The sequence below is a fragment of the Leptolyngbya sp. ST-U4 genome, assembly GCF_039962215.1.
Lineage (GTDB): Bacteria > Cyanobacteriota > Cyanobacteriia > Elainellales > Elainellaceae > Leptolyngbya_A.
Genome location: NZ_JAMPKZ010000052.1, coordinates 1 through 16,755, shown reverse-complemented (window position 1 = coordinate 16,755; position 16,755 = coordinate 1). Strand labels below are relative to the sequence as shown.

Annotated in this window: 13 protein-coding genes and 1 pseudogene; 4 read left to right on the top strand and 10 right to left on the bottom strand. The window is 48.8% G+C overall.

Going from position 1 to position 16,755, the window contains the following annotated elements; genetic code table 11:
* Positions 1 to 146 precede the first annotated feature (146 nt).
* The 3 genes and pseudogenes from NDA02_RS26735 to NDA02_RS26725 form a co-directional block, all read right to left on the bottom strand.
* A pseudogene (locus NDA02_RS26735) lies at positions 147 to 822 on the bottom strand (IS6 family transposase).
* A 107-nt stretch (positions 823 to 929) separates the two neighbouring features.
* A complete protein-coding gene (locus tag NDA02_RS26730) occupies positions 930 to 1,202 on the bottom strand; it encodes a DUF2087 domain-containing protein (protein ID WP_190791955.1) in 273 nt (90 codons plus the stop codon).
* Between the two features lie 85 nt (positions 1,203 to 1,287).
* A complete protein-coding gene (locus NDA02_RS26725; RefSeq protein WP_190791954.1) occupies positions 1,288 to 1,932 on the bottom strand; it encodes a hypothetical protein in 645 nt (214 codons plus the stop codon).
* 892 nt (positions 1,933 to 2,824) lie between these two features.
* Between NDA02_RS26725 and NDA02_RS26720 the strand changes: the two genes are divergently transcribed.
* On the top strand, positions 2,825 to 6,754 hold the full coding sequence (locus NDA02_RS26720; protein ID WP_348256223.1) for an Ig-like domain-containing protein: 3,930 nt from the start codon (positions 2,825 to 2,827) through the stop codon (positions 6,752 to 6,754).
* Positions 6,755 to 7,417: 663 nt separating this feature from the next.
* Positions 7,418 to 8,928 (top strand): transposase gene (locus NDA02_RS26715; protein ID WP_348256224.1). Its coding sequence is split into 2 segments (ribosomal slippage): positions 7,418 to 8,306 and positions 8,306 to 8,928, totalling 1,512 coding nucleotides; the frame shifts between segments, so codons are not numbered across the junction.
* Here the strand turns inward: NDA02_RS26715 and NDA02_RS26710 are convergent.
* The 7 genes from NDA02_RS26710 to NDA02_RS26680 all read right to left on the bottom strand — a co-directional run bounded on the left by NDA02_RS26710 (position 8,906) and on the right by NDA02_RS26680 (position 13,974).
* Positions 8,906 to 9,154 (bottom strand): helix-turn-helix domain-containing protein, encoded by a 249-nt coding sequence (locus tag NDA02_RS26710; RefSeq protein WP_348256222.1) that lies wholly within the window; start codon positions 9,152 to 9,154, stop codon positions 8,906 to 8,908. The two genes, NDA02_RS26715 and NDA02_RS26710, sit on opposite strands and share 23 nt — an antisense overlap.
* Positions 9,155 to 9,163: 9 nt before the next feature.
* A complete protein-coding gene (locus tag NDA02_RS26705; protein WP_190791202.1) occupies positions 9,164 to 9,331 on the bottom strand; it encodes a hypothetical protein in 168 nt (55 codons plus the stop codon).
* A 317-nt stretch (positions 9,332 to 9,648) separates the two neighbouring features.
* Positions 9,649 to 11,667 (bottom strand): choice-of-anchor tandem repeat NxxGxxAF-containing protein, encoded by a 2,019-nt coding sequence (locus tag NDA02_RS26700; RefSeq protein WP_190791201.1) that lies wholly within the window; start codon positions 11,665 to 11,667, stop codon positions 9,649 to 9,651.
* Positions 11,668 to 12,090: 423 nt separating this feature from the next.
* Entirely contained in the window at positions 12,091 to 12,456 is a 366-nt protein-coding gene (locus tag NDA02_RS26695; protein WP_348256221.1) for a putative toxin-antitoxin system toxin component, PIN family, read from the bottom strand.
* The gene (locus NDA02_RS26690; protein ID WP_190791199.1) at positions 12,440 to 12,715 is read right to left on the bottom strand and encodes a hypothetical protein; all 276 of its coding nucleotides are present in this window, start codon (positions 12,713 to 12,715) and stop codon (positions 12,440 to 12,442) included. The genes NDA02_RS26695 and NDA02_RS26690 overlap by 17 nt, the downstream gene beginning before the upstream one ends.
* Positions 12,716 to 12,727: 12 nt before the next feature.
* A complete protein-coding gene (locus NDA02_RS26685) occupies positions 12,728 to 12,874 on the bottom strand; it encodes a hypothetical protein (protein WP_190791198.1) in 147 nt (48 codons plus the stop codon).
* Between the two features lie 224 nt (positions 12,875 to 13,098).
* Positions 13,099 to 13,974, bottom strand: a complete 876-nt coding sequence (locus tag NDA02_RS26680) for a LysR substrate-binding domain-containing protein (protein WP_190791197.1) — start codon at positions 13,972 to 13,974, stop codon at positions 13,099 to 13,101.
* 135 nt (positions 13,975 to 14,109) lie between these two features.
* Here NDA02_RS26680 and trpB point away from each other — a divergent pair, with 135 nt between their 5' ends.
* Entirely contained in the window at positions 14,110 to 15,390 is a 1,281-nt protein-coding gene (trpB, locus tag NDA02_RS26675; protein ID WP_190791196.1) for a tryptophan synthase subunit beta, read from the top strand.
* Between the two features lie 19 nt (positions 15,391 to 15,409).
* Entirely contained in the window at positions 15,410 to 16,213 is an 804-nt protein-coding gene (gene trpA, locus NDA02_RS26670) for a tryptophan synthase subunit alpha (RefSeq protein WP_190791204.1), read from the top strand.
* The last annotated feature ends 542 nt before the right edge of the window (positions 16,214 to 16,755 follow it).

The following is a 16,755-nucleotide window of genomic DNA, read 5'->3' as shown; positions in this document are numbered from 1 at the left end:
ACCGCATCAACTGCTTTGCGCCGCAGGTCATCACTGTAGGGGGAAGGCATCGGCACTCCTAGACGCTTGTTTCTCGCTAGCTTAGCGTTCTCACCTGATCTCGTAAAGCTATAAGTCACAAACGAACTGGTTCCGTTCGTATTACCTTAAGCACTCACTCCGAAGATTTCGTTGACAAATTCTGCTTGAGATACACTGTCCCCTTGGCTAATCCCTTTCACTTGCCCTTTGCGAATCATATCTATGGTTTCAATCCCACGCAGCGTTCTTCTCGCCGTGTTGAACGATTGAAATTCCATCATTGGTTTGACAATCCGCTTTATGTTCCGGTGGCCCTGCTCAATGATGTTATTCAAATATTTGCTTTGTCTCAATTTGGTCTCGACTTTCAATGTTTTGTCTTGCTTCAATTCATCCATTGTCACTGGATAGGCAGCATTTTTATCGACGGTGATCACCTGTGGAGTTTGAGTGTGCTTGGCTCCCAAGACCTTATGTAAAAAGCGGGCAGCAGCCTTTCCATCTCGCGAACGCACTCAACATGAAATCCAGCGTATTCCCCTCCGAATCCACCGCTTGGTACAAGTATTTCTACTCCCCTCGAATTTTAATATAGGTTTCGTCTACTCGTCATGAATCATTCGTTTGCTGCAAGTGGGGACGGATGCGTTTGTCCAACTCTAGCGCATAGTCCTGCACCCATCGGTAAATCGTCGTATGATCTACTTCAACTGCGCGCTCTACCATCAGCTCCTCTAAGTCTCGGTAGCTCAACGCATAGCGACAATACCAACGGACGTTCAGCAAGATGATTTCAGGCAAAAAGTGCCGCTACGCGAAGGGAGCTATTGGATTGACCACGATCGCTGAAGCAGTTTTCTCTCAAAAACTCATTTAGAGTATCACTTTTTGCAACGGAACCATCTAATTTACCTCAGCCAATAAGCAGACCCATCTCGCAGCCGGTCTATTAGACCTCGATCGAAGAGTTCTCGACGTAGCAGGGCTGGATCGTTAAAGGTGTGGTGCTGCCTGAGTAAAGCATTGACTTCCTGCTCATTGTACAGAAGGTCGTGCTCAAACTGATTGGCTAAATATTCCAGAGCAAGCTGCTGAAACCGTCCTTTATTGCGTCTGGAGGGCCATTTCTCTAAGCGTCCCTGCTGATCCAAATAGTGCTTTAGTTCTGTGATGTAGTCCATAATTAAGTTTTCATATCACGTTAACTTACTTCGGGGATGCAGAATGCCTGGAACTAAGAATTAGTCGAGCCGATTTGTTGATTAGCTATCCATTCCCGCTGCGCTGCCGCAAGCCTAAACTGTAGCGAGTTGATCGAACGTTGGTGACAAAATGAAAGGGGCGCACGGAAGTATGCAAGAAACCCGGAGCACGCAGGAAAATTACATGACCAGGTGTGGCGTCTAACGAAACAGCATGGGTGCTCTGACGGTCATCACAGCGATAAAACTCGGCTTGCCCACCTAGATTCACAAGGGCAATCAGGTTGATCGCTCTCAAACTATCTCGATGCGGCGTAATGCCAAGTTGTCCTGGTTCATACCGTTGCACAACCAGTTCTGTGAATTGCAAGGGAGTACTAAAGGGATAGTTATCTAGCCGATCGCACGCCTGGTCGAGCAGGGTCTGAAACGCCTGCTTGAATTCTGGATACAGTCCATTGTTGGGAAGACGATTACAAGCACTATATTCTGTTCTGACGACAGCATCGCCCGTTCCTACAGTTTTGATTTCGGGCTCATAGTGAAAGTGCTGTGCCTCTAGCAAAAGGGCTTGCCTTGCTGGTTCAGTAAGGAGGGGAACTGAGACTGCCCCTTCAGTTGCCAGAGCATTGATCAGCGCATGAATATCGAGGGATGGAATAAAGAAGGGAATGCCTCCGAATGCTGTACTTCTAGCATAGCCTCTCATCGTCAGGCTGAGGTCTGGAGCGGGCAGCTGGGTCTGAGCATTACCTCGATCAGTTCTGGGAAGTTGGTTGCTCGAAGGTTAGATTCTTTCCCAGAACTGCCACCAGGAAAAAGGGGTTATTTGAGCCGTGAGCGTAGGGAACACTACGGATGATCCAATTCCCCATTAGCCTGATGCCCAGTTCCCCAGCTTCTTACTACCTGCCTCAATGTCAGCTCTGTGAGTTCTATACCCACAATCCCTATCGCGCTGCACCGTACATCCAACGGGTTTGGCGCTAGAGGAATGTCGTGACTTTGCGGCAGTTACCCTGCAAGGAGAACAGCTTCGCATCGCTCCACTGGATGAAGTGGAGGAGCAATGGTAGCCAGACAGTGCAGCCTATTATAACGGGGAGCTGGTTTTGCAGCCCAGGCAACGCACGTTGACGGACCAACTGGACTTACTGGATACCCATCCCCTTTTTACAGAACGGTGTCCTGTGTGTGAGATGGCGGTCGCTTTAGTTCACCTGACTCAGGTGCATTGGAATTGTCAAGGATGTGGGTGGATGAATGACTCCGTGTCAATCTTGTTGTGTTAGCGGGTTTACACCTAGCAATAGCGATAGGTCAAGTTCAATTACAATTTCCATTTGTCTTTAAAAGAGTCTTTGCGACACAACCGGAGACATTGAGTACAGCCCGTTCTAGAGTTGGTTGTTTCTCTGCAAAGTCACTGTTCCACTGCATTGCCCCATCACTGCGCTTCATCAAACCTTTACTCAGTAGAAACCATAGAGCGTGTTAGCGACACAGTACCTTCGGGAATATTAGGTATAGCTTATTACAAAGCTACTTGCTTCTCTTCACAGTCGCTTTTCTCCTTAATTACGCATTTCAGGTATCGATGTATGGCTTTTTCCGCTCCCATTGCAAAGAATGAGACGTTCTCATCCTCCCCAGCACAGGCTAATTTCGGTTCAACCCTAGTCGTAATTGATGCCAGCGTTGCTGATTCTGCAATGCTAGCGGCAGAAGTCGTACCAGGGTCGATCGCGGTTCTGCTTGACGCTCAACAAGATGGCATTGAGCAAATTACCCAAGCGCTGCGGCAGCATCCGCAAGTTACCAGTCTGCACATTGTGTCTCATGGCGCTCCTGGTACGCTTTTCATCAGCAACAGCGAACTTAGTTTATCAACCCTCGATCGCTACCGCTGTGATCTACAATCCTGGTCACTCCAATCCCTGGTTCTTTATGGCTGCAATGTTGCTGCCGGAGATGCTGGAACCGAGCTAATTGAAAAACTTCATGCTTTAACAGGAGCAAACATCGCTGCTTCAGCCACTCCTACAGGTAATGCCGCTCTGGGTGGCAACTGGAATTTAGATGTGCAAACCGGAGCAGTAGCGGTTGAACTTGCGCTCACCCTTGAAGCTCAACAAGCTTATGCTGGCATCCTGGGTCCAACCGTTGATATCTCGGGTTCCCTTAGTGCAAATGGCTCTACACCTCAACTGCTTGCTCCTAACGCAGTCATTTCAGGCGTTTCTGGCAACCTACTTGGTGCTAAGGTCAGCTTTGGTACAGGCAGCTTCACTTCAAGCGATCGTCTGGGTCTTCAGGGTGCAGGAACTAGTACCAGTGGAACGATTGCTGGCACTTCTATTAGTTGGAATTACAGCACAAGCACGGGTACTCTCACTTTTACAGGAAGTGGAACAGCCGCACAGTACGAATCAGCTTTCAAGCAGGTCGTGTATTACAGCACCGGCAGCACAACCAATGGTAGCCGCCAAATCGACTTTGCAATTGGTGAAAACCTCGCAAATACTAACAACGGGCACTTCTATGAGTATGTGTCGGGTACATTAACTTGGCAGCAGGCTCGTGATATCGCAGCTCAACAAACGTATTTTGGCTTACAAGGTTATCTGGCAACTGTTACAACTGCTGCCGAAAACACTTTCATCACAAATAAACTCGGTGGTAATGGCTGGATTGGTGGCAGTGACGAGGAAGCCGAAGGAACCTGGAAATGGGTTACTGGACCAGAAAGCGGCACGTTGATGTCTTCCTATTACACGAATTGGGCATCTAACGAACCCAATAATTTCGGCGGAAACGAAGATCACGCCCACTTCTGGGGCACTGGTACCCAAAAAGGTACCTGGAATGATTTTTTGTATAACAATGGTCAGATTGCTGGCTACGTTATTGAGTACGGTGGGATGGCAGGCGATCCGGTTGTTGACCTGACAGGTAGCGTTACTGTTAACGTAAACTACCCTGTTCAAACGGCAGCACCCACTGGTTTAAAACTGCCCTCTGATACTACCAATGACACAGGCATTTCTCAAACCGATCGCATCACCAGCAACCTCCGACCTCAATTTCAGGGGACTGCAGTACCCGGCAGCACAATTAAACTCTATGCTGATGGAGTTGAAATTGCAGGCAATTCTACGATCGATGGTTCAGGCAACTGGACATTTACGCCTTCAGCCGATCTTGCAATTGGAACCCGCAACATTACTGCCAGAGCAACTGCTCCAGGCAGCACCCAAAGCGCAAATTCTGCTGGAATTACCGTCACGATCGACAATACTGCACCAACCATCAATCTCACTTCTAAGCCTGACCTCAACGCAAATAGCGATAAGGGCGTTTCTAACAGCGACGACAAAACAAACCTCACCAGTCTTACCTTTGATGGAACACTCACGCCTGCGGAAGCTGGTTTAACGATTAAGGTCTACGACGGCAATAGCGTTGTTGGTCAGGGAGTCGTCAGTGGAACAGGAGCATGGTCAGTCAATACAACAGGGGTCGGAACCGGAAATCGATCGATTACCTACACCCTGAGTGACGCAGCAGGCAACGAAAGCCAAAAATCAGCGGCATTAACCATTGATGTCAATACCACTGCACCAACCTTACCCGCTGGCTCAACCCCAGACCTGACTGCAGCAACCGACACAGGCATCTTTGACGCTGACAACAACACAGGCGAAAATACCCCTGATTTTGCAGGTCAATTGACTGCCAACGAAGCAGGCTACACAATTACGCTTTACGATGGTTCAACACCTGTTGGCACCGGAGTTGTTCAAGCAGATGGCTCTTGGTTAGTCACGACTTCAGAGTTAAATGATGGCTCCCACGCAATTCAATACTCGTTGACCGACCTGCACGGCAATCAAAGTCAGCTTTCCAGCGCGTTAAGCATTAATGTCAATACAGTTGATCCTAATGCATCAACGATCGCACCTGACCTCACGGAAGCAAGCGACACTGGCATTAGCCGCACTGACAATATTACTGCCAACAATACCCCCACCTTTAGTGGCACAGGAACCGCTGGACAGATCGTTCGCCTCTATGATGGCGATACTCAAGTTGGGGAAGGCACCGTTGATGGCAATGGTAATTGGTCAATTAAAACCTCAGCTTTAAGTGTCGGCGATCGTATCATCACCAGCATCGTTGTCGATCCGCTAACCGGCAACGAGAGCGGCAAATCACCTGCTTTAAATATCAAGATTGACCCCAATGCCGGTGTCACACCAACCCTGACGCCAGGTAGCTCCAATGGTGGCTCTAACCCCGTAGGCAACGAGAATGGGGGCTTGACCAACAATAACCAACTTCCCTTCAGCGGAAAGGTTGAACCAGGCAGTACGATTGAAATCTTGGCAAATGGTCAAAAAATCGAAGGTACAGCAACGGTGAACCCCGATGGCGCCTGGAGCTTTACTCCCAGCACTCCCCTACTGGATGGCACTTATCAGATGACAGTGCGGTCAACGAACGGGAGTGGTGGCGTTACCCTCTCACCCGAAACCTCGCTCACGATCGATACCAAGCCAGCAACGGTGCAAATCCTTGACTTTGGAGCTAAAGTTCGCGATACCAGTGTGAATAGCCTTAGCTTTAAGTTCAGCGAAGCTGTCAAAAATGTGCAGTTGGACGATTTGGTAATTACACGCGATGGTCAACCCGTTTCACTCACGAGTGCAAAACTATCGACGCAAGACAACCAGATCTTCACGCTAGAGAACATTCCTGGTTTAACGAATCCAGGCGGCAACTATCAAATCAGCATCAAACCCAGCAGCACAATCACTGACCTGGCTGGTAACTCCCTAATGGTTGGCAACAATGATACCTGGCTGACCGGCTTCACTGCAGATGCTCTCCCTGCTCCTCGAAGGGGCGGTAAGCGCGGTCTCGTCGTTTCCGACTTTGGTGGGAAAAACTTCGTCATGGGCAGCATGAACCGTGATGTAATGCGCGGACTGGGCGGCAACGACACACTCTTCGGTTTTGGCGGCAATGATCGTCAGGTTGGTGGTGCTGGAAAGGACAAGCTCTCTGGTGGTGGTGGAAACGACCACCTGCTCGGTGGAACAGGAAACGATAATTGCAGGGGTCGGAATGGCCATGACACCCTCATGGGTGCTGTCGGACGCGATCGCCTCCTGGGCAACAATGGAAATGATGTTTTGATTGGTGGTGGCGGTAAGGATATCCTGAACGGTGGTGCTGGTCGAGACACTTTTAGAGTCGATACGATTGAAAAGGTCAGCGATCGCGTTGTTGATTTTAATAGCGCATCAGACTTAATTGATCTACGCGGCATCTTTAAATCCGCTCAGTTTGCAGCAGACAACCGTTTCGCGCAGTATCACCAATACACAAAGCTGGTACAGGTTGGTGCAAATATTGAGGTCCAAGTTGACGGCGATGGTAAGGGCAGCAACACAACATTTTCGACCGTGCTGACCCTACAAAATACCCTTGCAAGCAACGTTAAGTCTACCAATTTTGTAATCGGCTAATCAGTTCTGCTGAATCAAACTGTTGCAGTAGAACAGTTGCAATAACTTAGCACATTGTGCTTCAAGACGCTCTTTCAAGGAGTAGACTGAAGCACATTTTTTGATTGGTTCATTTTTATCAATTTAGCAAGGGTCCTGTCTACTAGGCGTTTGAAGGTCTTTGAGGTCAAAAATTCGCGGGCATCTCTCTCTGTTAGCCCAACGATTTCTGGGTAGTGTTTTAGATCTGTTGATGCTCTAAACTTTGATAGAAAAGACACCATTTCAATCGATTGGTACGAAGTATCAACCTATGGCTCTGATTGCTGTGATATGTCCTTACTGTCAAAGCGATGAAGCCGTCGTCGAGAACGGCAAGAGTGCCGAAGGTGAACAACGGTTTCGCTGCCAGAGTGAAGCGAGCCAAGGACGAACGTTTATTCTCAATCCGTCCTATCCAAGACGCCTGCCTGCAATTAAACAACAAGGGTAGTGCTATTTAGTAAAGGATGGAAAAAAACTAGGGCAGCAAAGTTGGCTAGCAAGACGCGGTAAGCTTTGAGGAGAGTCTTTTGTCTCCAATCACCGTCGTTCATCATGGCTAGACGCTCCTGCCAACCTGCCGCAACCACAACCAAAATTCTGGAGTGTCGCTATCGTGCTTGCATCAGTTGTGGCGGGCGGATGTGGCACGACTACAACAACTTCCGGCGAGTGCGAACGCTCAAAGGCGTGGTGCAGTTGCACTTAAAGATTCGGCGCTGCCCCGACCCACAATGCGACCGCTTCCGTGTGCCCTATCGCCCGGAAGCCGAAGGCCAATGGGCACTACCGCAACACGAGTTCGGCTTAGACGTGATTGTTTTAGTCGGGGCGCTGCGGCATCAACAACATCGCAGTGTGCCGGAGATTCATCAACACTTGCAACAGTGCCAAGTACAGGTGAGTGAGCGCACCGTGAGCAATCTGCTCGCCCGCTATGATGAACTACTCGCCGTCAAGTTGGGTGATAGCGAGCGTATCGCGGCGATGGTGGGCAAACAGCAGCGTGTCATTCTCGCCCTCGATGGGTTGCAACCGGATGTGGGGCATGAGGTGTTGTGGGTGATGCGAGATTGCCTCAGTGGTGAAATCTTGCTGGCAAAGACGTTGTTGTCGGCAACGAGTGCTGACCTGAGTGCCCTGTTGCTACAGGTCAAACAAGCCTTGATGGTTCCAGTTGTCGCCGTGGTTAGCGACGGGCAACAGTCCATTCGCAAAGCGGTTGCCACTGCCTTGCCCGAAGCGGCTCATGGCTTGTGTCAGTTCCACTATCTGCGTGAGGCGGCCAAGCAGATTTACGACGCTGACCGTCATGCCAAGAAGGAGTTGAAAAAACGCGTCCGGGGCGTCCGCGCGATTGAGCGTTCGGTAACCGATAGCCCAGGTGAAATGGGTGAAGTGGTGCAAGGTTACTGCCAAGCGGTGCGGGCTGCCTTAACTGATGATGGGCGTCCACCGCTCGATGCAGCGGGACTTCGGTTGCATGAGCGGCTTGAAGCCATTGAGCACAGCTTAGGGCGAGTCGAGCAAACGCAGAACTTGCCGAACCGCTCGCCAGATTGAAACGCCTGCTCAAGTCGGGCTTAGACTACACTGCTACTTTGTGGCCGCCGGTGCGAACTGCTTTTAAGTGGATACACCAGGCCGCAGCGATTCTTAAAAACGAGCCGCAACACCTAGCCAAGGCAATTCGCAGACGATTTCGAGGGCTGCTCGGTGCAATGGCACGATGGAAAACGCAAGCAGGCGATCTTGCGCTTGGCATCGAGCATTTCCTCAAAGTCACGCGCAGCTATTGGTCAGGCTTGTTTCACTGCTATGACATCGACGGACTGCCCAGAACTAACAACGACTTAGAGCAGGTGTTTGGCAAGTGGCGACACCATCAACGCCGCTGTAGTGGGCGCAAAGTCGCACCCGCAACTGCCGTGACTCGTGGAGCAGTACAACTAGTCGCAGCACTGGCGACACAAGGGCGATCTTACTCGGCTTGTGATCTAGCGAGTGTTGATCACAACGCTTGGCAACAAGTGCGAGCACAACTCAAAGCTCATCAGCACAAGCGCGTTCAGCAGCGTCGCTTTCGGCAAAATCCAGTCACCTACCTGGCCGACTTAGAGCAACAACTGCTCAAGCTAACTTTGCTGTCCTAGTTTTTTTCAAGATTCTGCGAATCCGGTCGGCACTCAGTTCGACTTGTCGTTCCTGGGCAAGTTTGTGAGCCAGTTGTTTGCTGTTATACGTTCGCGGTTCCTGCTGGAGGCATTGTTCCAGATAAACCCAGTCTGCTTCCTGCCATTTTGGTTTTATCCCACGCCCAGGCGCATCCCACAGTCCGCCTAAACCTGCTTGTTGCCAACGACGAATCGTTTGTCGCACTGTGTTTTCCTAGCACTCAAAGATTTCAGCAATGGCAGGAACATTCCAGCCGTGCGCGTTGAGTCGAAGCATATGGGCACGGTCACGAATGCGTTGACACACCGTTGTCGCCACGCGCAGTTCGCTCAACGTTCGGTCTTCTTCAGCCGTCAGAACGATATGGACAGAGGCAGGCATAGTCAGCAAAACCGGGGAAATTTGGTCTTCTTCTTATCCTACGTTTATTTGTACCTACCTACTTAGATGATCGTTACCCACTGCTCTGCGATAGAATCTAACCATTTCAAGTTTCAATGATCTTGTCTTAAGTATTCATTTTGACACTCCTGATTTAGGTTCAGTTTAATTGAAGTGTCAGACTAAGGTTCGTTTAATACAGATAAAAATGGCAAAAAAGCTGTGATTTGAGTACCCAAATCTGACAGTTTCCCTTACTTCTGTCGCAAAGCTCCATCTTTGATAATCCTATCGGTATTCAGCGAGGTTTGCCCAATTTACGCCGCCTTCAAGGCTGCCTGGGTTTGACTGATAATACTCACATTCGGATCAAGCGCATCTCCAACCTTGAATAGCGCATCAAATACCTGCTGATTGCCCAGCATACTGGCTCTCAAGAATAGCCCACTCCAGCGCGCGATCGTTTCTGTTGCCGTAGCCTGATCTAATGTCGGACGATTTGGCTCACGGAGGGGGTTATCCTCATTAGTGATGCCATAGTGATTTGCCCCTGCAACCGTAATCAGCGCTTTGGGGGGATTGAGAATTTGATCGTAAGTTGCTTGACTAGCAGCGGGTAGCGCCACACTATCCAAACTTCCTACAATCAAGCCAATTGGAATATCGTCATTGTCGATTGGGAGGAATTCGCCAGTTTGCTGATTGCGGAAGTTTGTGCCATAAAAAACACCAGCTTTTAGCTCCGGCGGGCGCGTGTAGTTCCCTGAGCAAATGCCGGGCAGGCAAAACTCTTCCTGTGTTGCTCCTAATCCTGCGCCACCACCAAAGGAATGCCCTAACAATCCCAATTTATCCGTATCCACAATTTTGAAAATCGGAGATGAGGGATTCTGGTCTTCCACCCGCATCTGCTCGAGCACCTGATTGACCTGTTCCTGTTCAGGAAATAGCCCAGTAAACGGTTGACCACCAGGTCCAATCAGCGTCCGCTCATTGTTTGGCACAACCACCACAAAGCCATAGCTCGCAACCTGTGAGGCAAAGTTAGAGTAGTCTGATTTATCCACCAGCGCACCCTGTAACATTAACGCGATCGGCAACTCCACGGTATTGCGAAGGAACCGAGGCAATTGAGGATAGTAGATATCCGCCTGATCTCCATCAGGTACGATCGTTGTTGTGAAACGCTTGATGTTGAGGGAAAACGGCTCTTGAGTGAGGGGCAACGGGAAGTGGTTATCTTCGTCCGCTCGGAAGATGCCGGAGCGACCATCTGATAACTTCGCCCAGAATGCCACTGAATCCTGATTGTTTAGTCCTTTATTCAAAAAGTTCAAATCAACGACTGTTGAACCGAGTAGCTGATCCCCTGTAGCAATGACCTCCTGCTGTCCCACAAAAATGGCGCTGCCGCCCGCATCAAAGTCTGCCAGATATGCCACCGTTCCAGCATTGTTGATGTCCACTCCCCGAAACGATCGCAAGGAACCTGCACTATCTGCAACGGAATTTAAGTCACCTCCATCCCCTGTGAATACACCCACTGTCCCAGTTGCAGAAACACCAATGAATGCAGCCGTTCCTTCCCTGTTGATGGCGGGTGAGCTGCCAAAAAGAATCAATCCATCGCTGGGATCTGCGATCGTCGTTACTTGCCTATTCCGCCCGGTAAAAATGCCTGCATTTTGAAACAGTTCTGCGATTGGAACCTGCTGCCCCTCTACCTCGATCGTGCCTGGAACGGGAGCAATTCCTGCGGAGAAAACAACGGTGCCTCGCTCATTTAAATCGGGCGTAATTCCAAAGGTCGTCAACCCACTGTTAGAATCCGCGATCGTGCGCGTGTTGCCCCTGGTGCTGGTAAAAATGCCCTTTTCACCCTGATCCAAATCAGCTCGGAATGCAACCTTGCCCCGATTATTAATAGCAGGTTCGCCGAAGAGGTTGTCGAGGGTGGGAATGCGTTGAAAATTAAAGGAACCAGAGCTATCTGCAATGCGAGTAATGGTCGTGCCATCGCCCGTAAAATAGCCTGCATCTCCACTGTCTAAGCCAGCTAAGAAGGCAACCGTACCCTGATTATTAATGGAAGGACCAACCCCTAAAAAGCTAAAGTCTCCTGCTGTACTGGCGATGGAGGTCAGAGAATCACCATTGCCAACAAAAATGCCCGCCTCCTGGGAACGAGTGGCACCCCAAAACGCTATTTCGCCCGAGTCGTTGATTGCAGGTGCAGTCGCAAGGGGAACGCCAGTTGGGCTAAATTCAAAAGTTGCGAAGCGGGTAGTGTCAGCAATTGCTGTGATGCGGTAGTCCACCTTCTTCTCTACTGCCATCGCTTTCTTCCTCAATAGAATTCAGGAGCACCTTGAAGGGCTATCAGAATCTTATCGATGAGACAGTATCGTTACTCACTAGTCTATAAAAATTAACCCATAGGATCGTTTAATCCCTGAAAGGGTTTGGTAATGATCTTCGCGATCGGGCGATATTTGAGTTATGACGCAGATACAGGTTTCAATTCCTGAAAGGGTTTGCTGGTGATCATCGCCTGTTTTGTAGAAAGTTTCAAACAGCGCAAAGCTTAGTGCCCAGTTGGCAGATGTTTTTCTGTTTCGTACAAAATGCCTATCTCACGAGCTGCAAAAAAAGACATTATCGTGGAGGGTGAGGGTGCAGTGATAGAAAACCATTGGAAAATCTTCCAGTTAGGGAAACTGCTCGATAAATGCTGCGGCAGTTAAGATAGCAATCCCATTTCAGGGATGCAGGACAAGAAGATCAGCATCTCCTGTAATGATGACTTCTGCATTTGCAGCAACTGCCGCTGCAATAACAATCAGATCATCAGGATCTCTGAGGCTGGAAACTTCTGGTAAGGATGCAGGGGAACAAAGTTCAACCAATTGCCTGACCCTAAGCATCAATTCTTCAACTGGTATGCCAATCCTGAGAAGACGAGGTTGTAATTTTGGGTAGTTTAACGTCGCTTCTAGCTCTGATAGCAGACGATCGCTCGCAGCAATTGTAATCTGCTGTTGTTCTGCCCTTATAATGACTTGCCGAGGAAAACCACCCCACAGTAAACCTGAAACCCAGATATTGGTGTCAAGAACGACTTTCATCTTCTGCCATTGTGCGTCTTACTTCCTTCACAATCTCAGCGATTTCTTCGACCGCAGGCTGCTCAGTGTCGTGCCCCAAATCGTCAATGCGCTGCCACAGGTCTGAGAAGCCTTGCGGTTTCTGGATCTTTTTGATCAAGATCGTATCCTCAGTCTGCCACACTGCATATTCGTCGCCGGGTTTAAGCGTTGCCTGAATTTCAGAAGGTAGTTCCAGTTTTTGATCGGCAGTGACACTGATGATAATGGTTTTAGACATCATGACTTCCTGTTAGCTATTTTCCTTGCCCTTTTTGCCAGCGATCGCCCCATAGGTTTCAGGATAACTCCTGATCTGCTGGTAGAGAGCGGACAGCGTTGCTTGTAGGCGTGTTTCATCCTGGTAATGATCATCGCCGTCACGGGCGGAAGTAAGCACTCGTCTGGTGTGGACTGGGCTTCGATCCCTGAAAGGGTTTGGTAGTAATTATCGCATCGTTTTCGCGGGCACTGGAACCGCAACTGCTGCGTTTCAATGTTTCATATCTTGATCGTTTCATCAGCACTACACTTCACTGATACAACTATGCTCGGCATGACCCAAGAATGCTATGAACGTTTCACCCGTTTCTTAATCCCAAAGACTTGCCCCACTCTGCAACCTCAGTCGTTACGGATTGCCTCAATAAACTTGTGCAACACAGGTGATGGGTTACGGGGGCGCCACACAGCAACAGTCTCAATTTCAAATGTCGGCTGTATATCTTTGTAGATCACCCCAGCTCGTTGTAGATTCTGCATTGAGGCTGGCACGAGTGCAACTCCAATTCTTCCAGCAACCAAACTGAGTACTGTTTGTAACCACCGCGCTTGTTGCACGACGGTTGGCATAAACCCGTTTTCCTGACAAAGATTTAGGACTTGATGATACAACCCTTGCCCAATGTAAGATGGGGGCAAAATAAAGGGTTCTTTGCTCAGCGCTTTGAGCGGAATTCTCTGGTGAGATAGGAGTGGATGCTCTTGATGAATAGCGACAATTAATGGCTCCTTGAGAATAGACAAAGAATTCAGATCGGGATTGTTTTGAATAGGAGAATTAAGGAAACCACAATCAATTGTGCAATCCTTAAGCTGTTGAATTTGAGCTTGAGAATCCAATTCACATAAGATCAACTCAACCTGTGGAAATCGAGTTTGAAAAATGTTCAGGATATTTGGCAAGACGCTTTGAGTCACAGTACTGTTAACCCCGATGGCTAAGTGCCCAGTTTCCCCTCGATTAGCTTGCTGAGCAATTTGAGTTGCCTGTTCAACCTGAGTTAAAACTAATTGCGCCTGCTTTAAAAATGCTTGTCCCGCATGGGTTAACTGAAGAGGGCGTTTATCCCGTTCAAATAACTGTACACCCAGTTCGATTTCCAAAGCACGGATTTGCTGGCTTAAGGGGGGTTGAGCCATGTGTAACCGCTCAGCCGCTCGGCTAAAATTTAGCTCCTCTGCAACCATAACGAAGTATCGCAGGTGTCGTAGTTCCATTGTTAAAATTCGCAGCTTATCTCACAACCATATTTCAGAAGTATAGTATGCCGATCTAACCAATATTGGACATATCAAAGCCCAGCTCTTATCGTTTCAATAACACAGTTCACTGGATTCAAACAGCCCAGCATTATGGTTATCTCACCATCTACAGGAGCAAGCGCGATACCCCAACTCCTGAGCCAGAAAGGATATTACGGTGAATTTGGCGGGCGCTTTACGCCTGAGATTTTGCATGAAACGTTGGAGACGGTCACCATTGCCTATCAAGCTGCTAGACAAGATCCTGAGTTTTGGAGTGAATTTATCGCCCTGTTGTCTAACTATTCCGGTCGTCCGACACCCCTCACTTATGCTGAGCGGTTAACCCATTATTTGGGGGGTGCCAAAATTTTCATCAAGCGAGAAGACTTAAACCACACAGGCTCGCACAAATTGAATAATGGGCTTGGGCAAATGCTGCTAGCGAAACGGATGGGCAAAACGCGAGTCATCGCAGAAACAGGGGCAGGGCAACATGGAGTTGCGACTGCCACCCTTGCCGCTAAATTTGGGCTTAACTGCACTATCTATATGGGCACGATCGATATTGAACGGCAAAACCCGAACGTGTTCTGGATGCGAAAGTTAGGGGCAGAGGTGATCCCTGTTTCAACGGGAACTCAAACGCTCAAAGATGCCATGAATGAGGCATTACGGGATTGGTCTACTCATATGGACACGACGCATTATGTATTAGGAACCGCCTGTGGACCTCATCCTTTCCCAGAAATGGTTGCCTGGTTTCAATCGGTGATTGGACTGGAAGCGCGATCGCAAATCCTGCAGCAGGCTGGAAGACTACCCACAGCGGTCTATGCCTGTGTTGGAGGAGGCTCTAATGCGATCGGGATCTTTGGTGGATTCCTAGAGGATGCGGCGGTGCAATTAGTGGGGATAGAAGCAGGGGGATTGGGAATCAGTACCCCACATCATGCCTCTCGTTTAGCAGCATCGGATGCATCTGTTGGGATTGCTCAGGGGTATAAAACCTATTTTCTGCAAAACCAGGATGGACAAATGCAGGACACCCATTCCGTTGCAGCAGGGCTTGACTATGTTGGTGTTTCACCCATTCTTGCTCATTTGACTCAAACAAACCGGATGATCGTCAAAGCCGCAACAGATGCGGAAGTACTTGATGCTTGCCAGTTGTGTATGAGTCAAGAAGGACTAATTCCTGCCTTGGAATCCGCTCATGCGTTTGTTCAAGCCTTTAAAGATGCCCCTTACTATACTTCCAATGATTGCATTGTGATTAACCAATCTGGACGAGGTGATAAAGATATTTTCACGATCGCCAATGCATTTAATGATGCTGAGTGGAAAGCATTTTTAAGTAATCAAGCATCCTCTTTTAACCCGCCAAACTAAGGAATTTAAGGAAAAATTGATGGAGACCCTATCCACATCCACTGCATTAGAGCAGTTTATTGTTGAACAGCGTCAGCAGCAAGACATTCTGCTGATGTCTCATACGGTCTTGGGCTATCCGTCGTTTCACGACAATTATCGTGCGGTTGATGCGCTTGTGCAGGCAGGGGTTGAATTAATTGAACTCCAGTTCCCCTTTTTAGAGGCGATCGCAGATGGCTCCATCCTGCTCAATGCAAACCACTCTGCTATCCAAGCTGGAACAACAATCAATGATTGCTTCTGCTTTGCTGCTAAGATCACCCGGCAGTATTGGCAAGCTCGGTTTGTTGTTACAACTTACTGCAACGTTGTCTATCAGTATGGAGTTGAGCAGTTTGTCCAAACCGTCGCCCGTTCTGGTATTGCTGGATTGATCATTCCTGATTTACCTCCGGAGGAGGCTGAGACTTATGTTGCAGCCTGTAACTATCATGGCATTGCTACAATCTTCTTATGCACACCAAATAGTTGTCCTCAACGATTACAGCAGATTGCCAAAAGCACAAGCGGAATGATTTACTGTACCGCTCGCAAAGGCGTGACAGGGCATGAAACGCAATTTTCAACTCAATTTAACCGGTATGTAGAATCTGTTCGTGCATTCGTTCAACGTCCAATCGGTGTTGGATTTGGCATTCAATCTCAAGCAGCTATTTCTCAATTAAAGGGGCAAATTGATATCGCCATTATCGGTACCCAAGCCGTGAAATTGTATGTTGAGCAAGGAGCATCAGCATTAGAAGGATTTATGCGAGATTTACGAAACGGCAAAGCACTATGAGGGAAACTGTCAGGTTGTGTCGCAATAACGGGTCAATGGTAAGGTAGACAAGCCGAACTCTGCCGACTCGCTCTCCAATGTCTATTCCTGTTCTGTTCAAGCGGGGGCACTTTCAGCCTGCAATCATCCTGCTCAACGTCCGCTGGTACTTCTCTTTAGGTTCGCCAGTTCCTCAAAGCGGGAAACCCGCTTATCCAGACCTACAGCGGTTGCCACTTGGGTAAGCCACACGGATCTGTCAAAGAAGACTTTAACCCAGTGACTAACTGTGGCTTACTAGCTTGAAAATCGCTGTAGCAGCTCGTGTTCTAGCCCCAAAAGGGTTCTCAATCGCTCGTTTCTGCTGCTGCCGTTTGGGATTAGAGAGTGCTTCCCTGACCCGTTCAGAAACGGGTTGCTCACCCTCCTTAAGGTCAGGCAGCCTGGGATAAGCTGTACTACCTATGCTCCTATCTCTATGAGTTCTGGGAATTCTGCTGCTTAAAGCCTAGAAGAATTCCCAGAACCGCAAACAGGAGGAGGGGCTGTTTGGGGCATGAGAA

Excerpts from the sequence above, each read along its gene's own strand:
- NDA02_RS26730 (WP_190791955.1), bottom strand. The coding sequence starts at position 1,202 with ATGGACTACATCACAGAACTAAAGCACTATTTGGATCAGCAGGGACGC.
- NDA02_RS26725 (WP_190791954.1), bottom strand. The coding sequence starts at position 1,932 with ATGAGAGGCTATGCTAGAAGTACAGCATTCGGAGGCATTCCCTTCTTT.
- NDA02_RS26720 (WP_348256223.1), top strand. The coding sequence starts at position 2,825 with ATGGCTTTTTCCGCTCCCATTGCAAAGAATGAGACGTTCTCATCCTCC.
- NDA02_RS26705 (WP_190791202.1), bottom strand. The coding sequence starts at position 9,331 with ATGCCTGCCTCTGTCCATATCGTTCTGACGGCTGAAGAAGACCGAACG.
- NDA02_RS26700 (WP_190791201.1), bottom strand. The coding sequence starts at position 11,667 with ATGGCAGTAGAGAAGAAGGTGGACTACCGCATCACAGCAATTGCTGAC.
- NDA02_RS26695 (WP_348256221.1), bottom strand. The coding sequence starts at position 12,456 with ATGAAAGTCGTTCTTGACACCAATATCTGGGTTTCAGGTTTACTGTGG.
- NDA02_RS26690 (WP_190791199.1), bottom strand. The coding sequence starts at position 12,715 with ATGTCTAAAACCATTATCATCAGTGTCACTGCCGATCAAAAACTGGAA.
- NDA02_RS26680 (WP_190791197.1), bottom strand. The coding sequence starts at position 13,974 with ATGGAACTACGACACCTGCGATACTTCGTTATGGTTGCAGAGGAGCTA.
- trpB (WP_190791196.1), top strand. The coding sequence starts at position 14,110 with ATGGTTATCTCACCATCTACAGGAGCAAGCGCGATACCCCAACTCCTG.
- trpA (WP_190791204.1), top strand. The coding sequence starts at position 15,410 with ATGGAGACCCTATCCACATCCACTGCATTAGAGCAGTTTATTGTTGAA.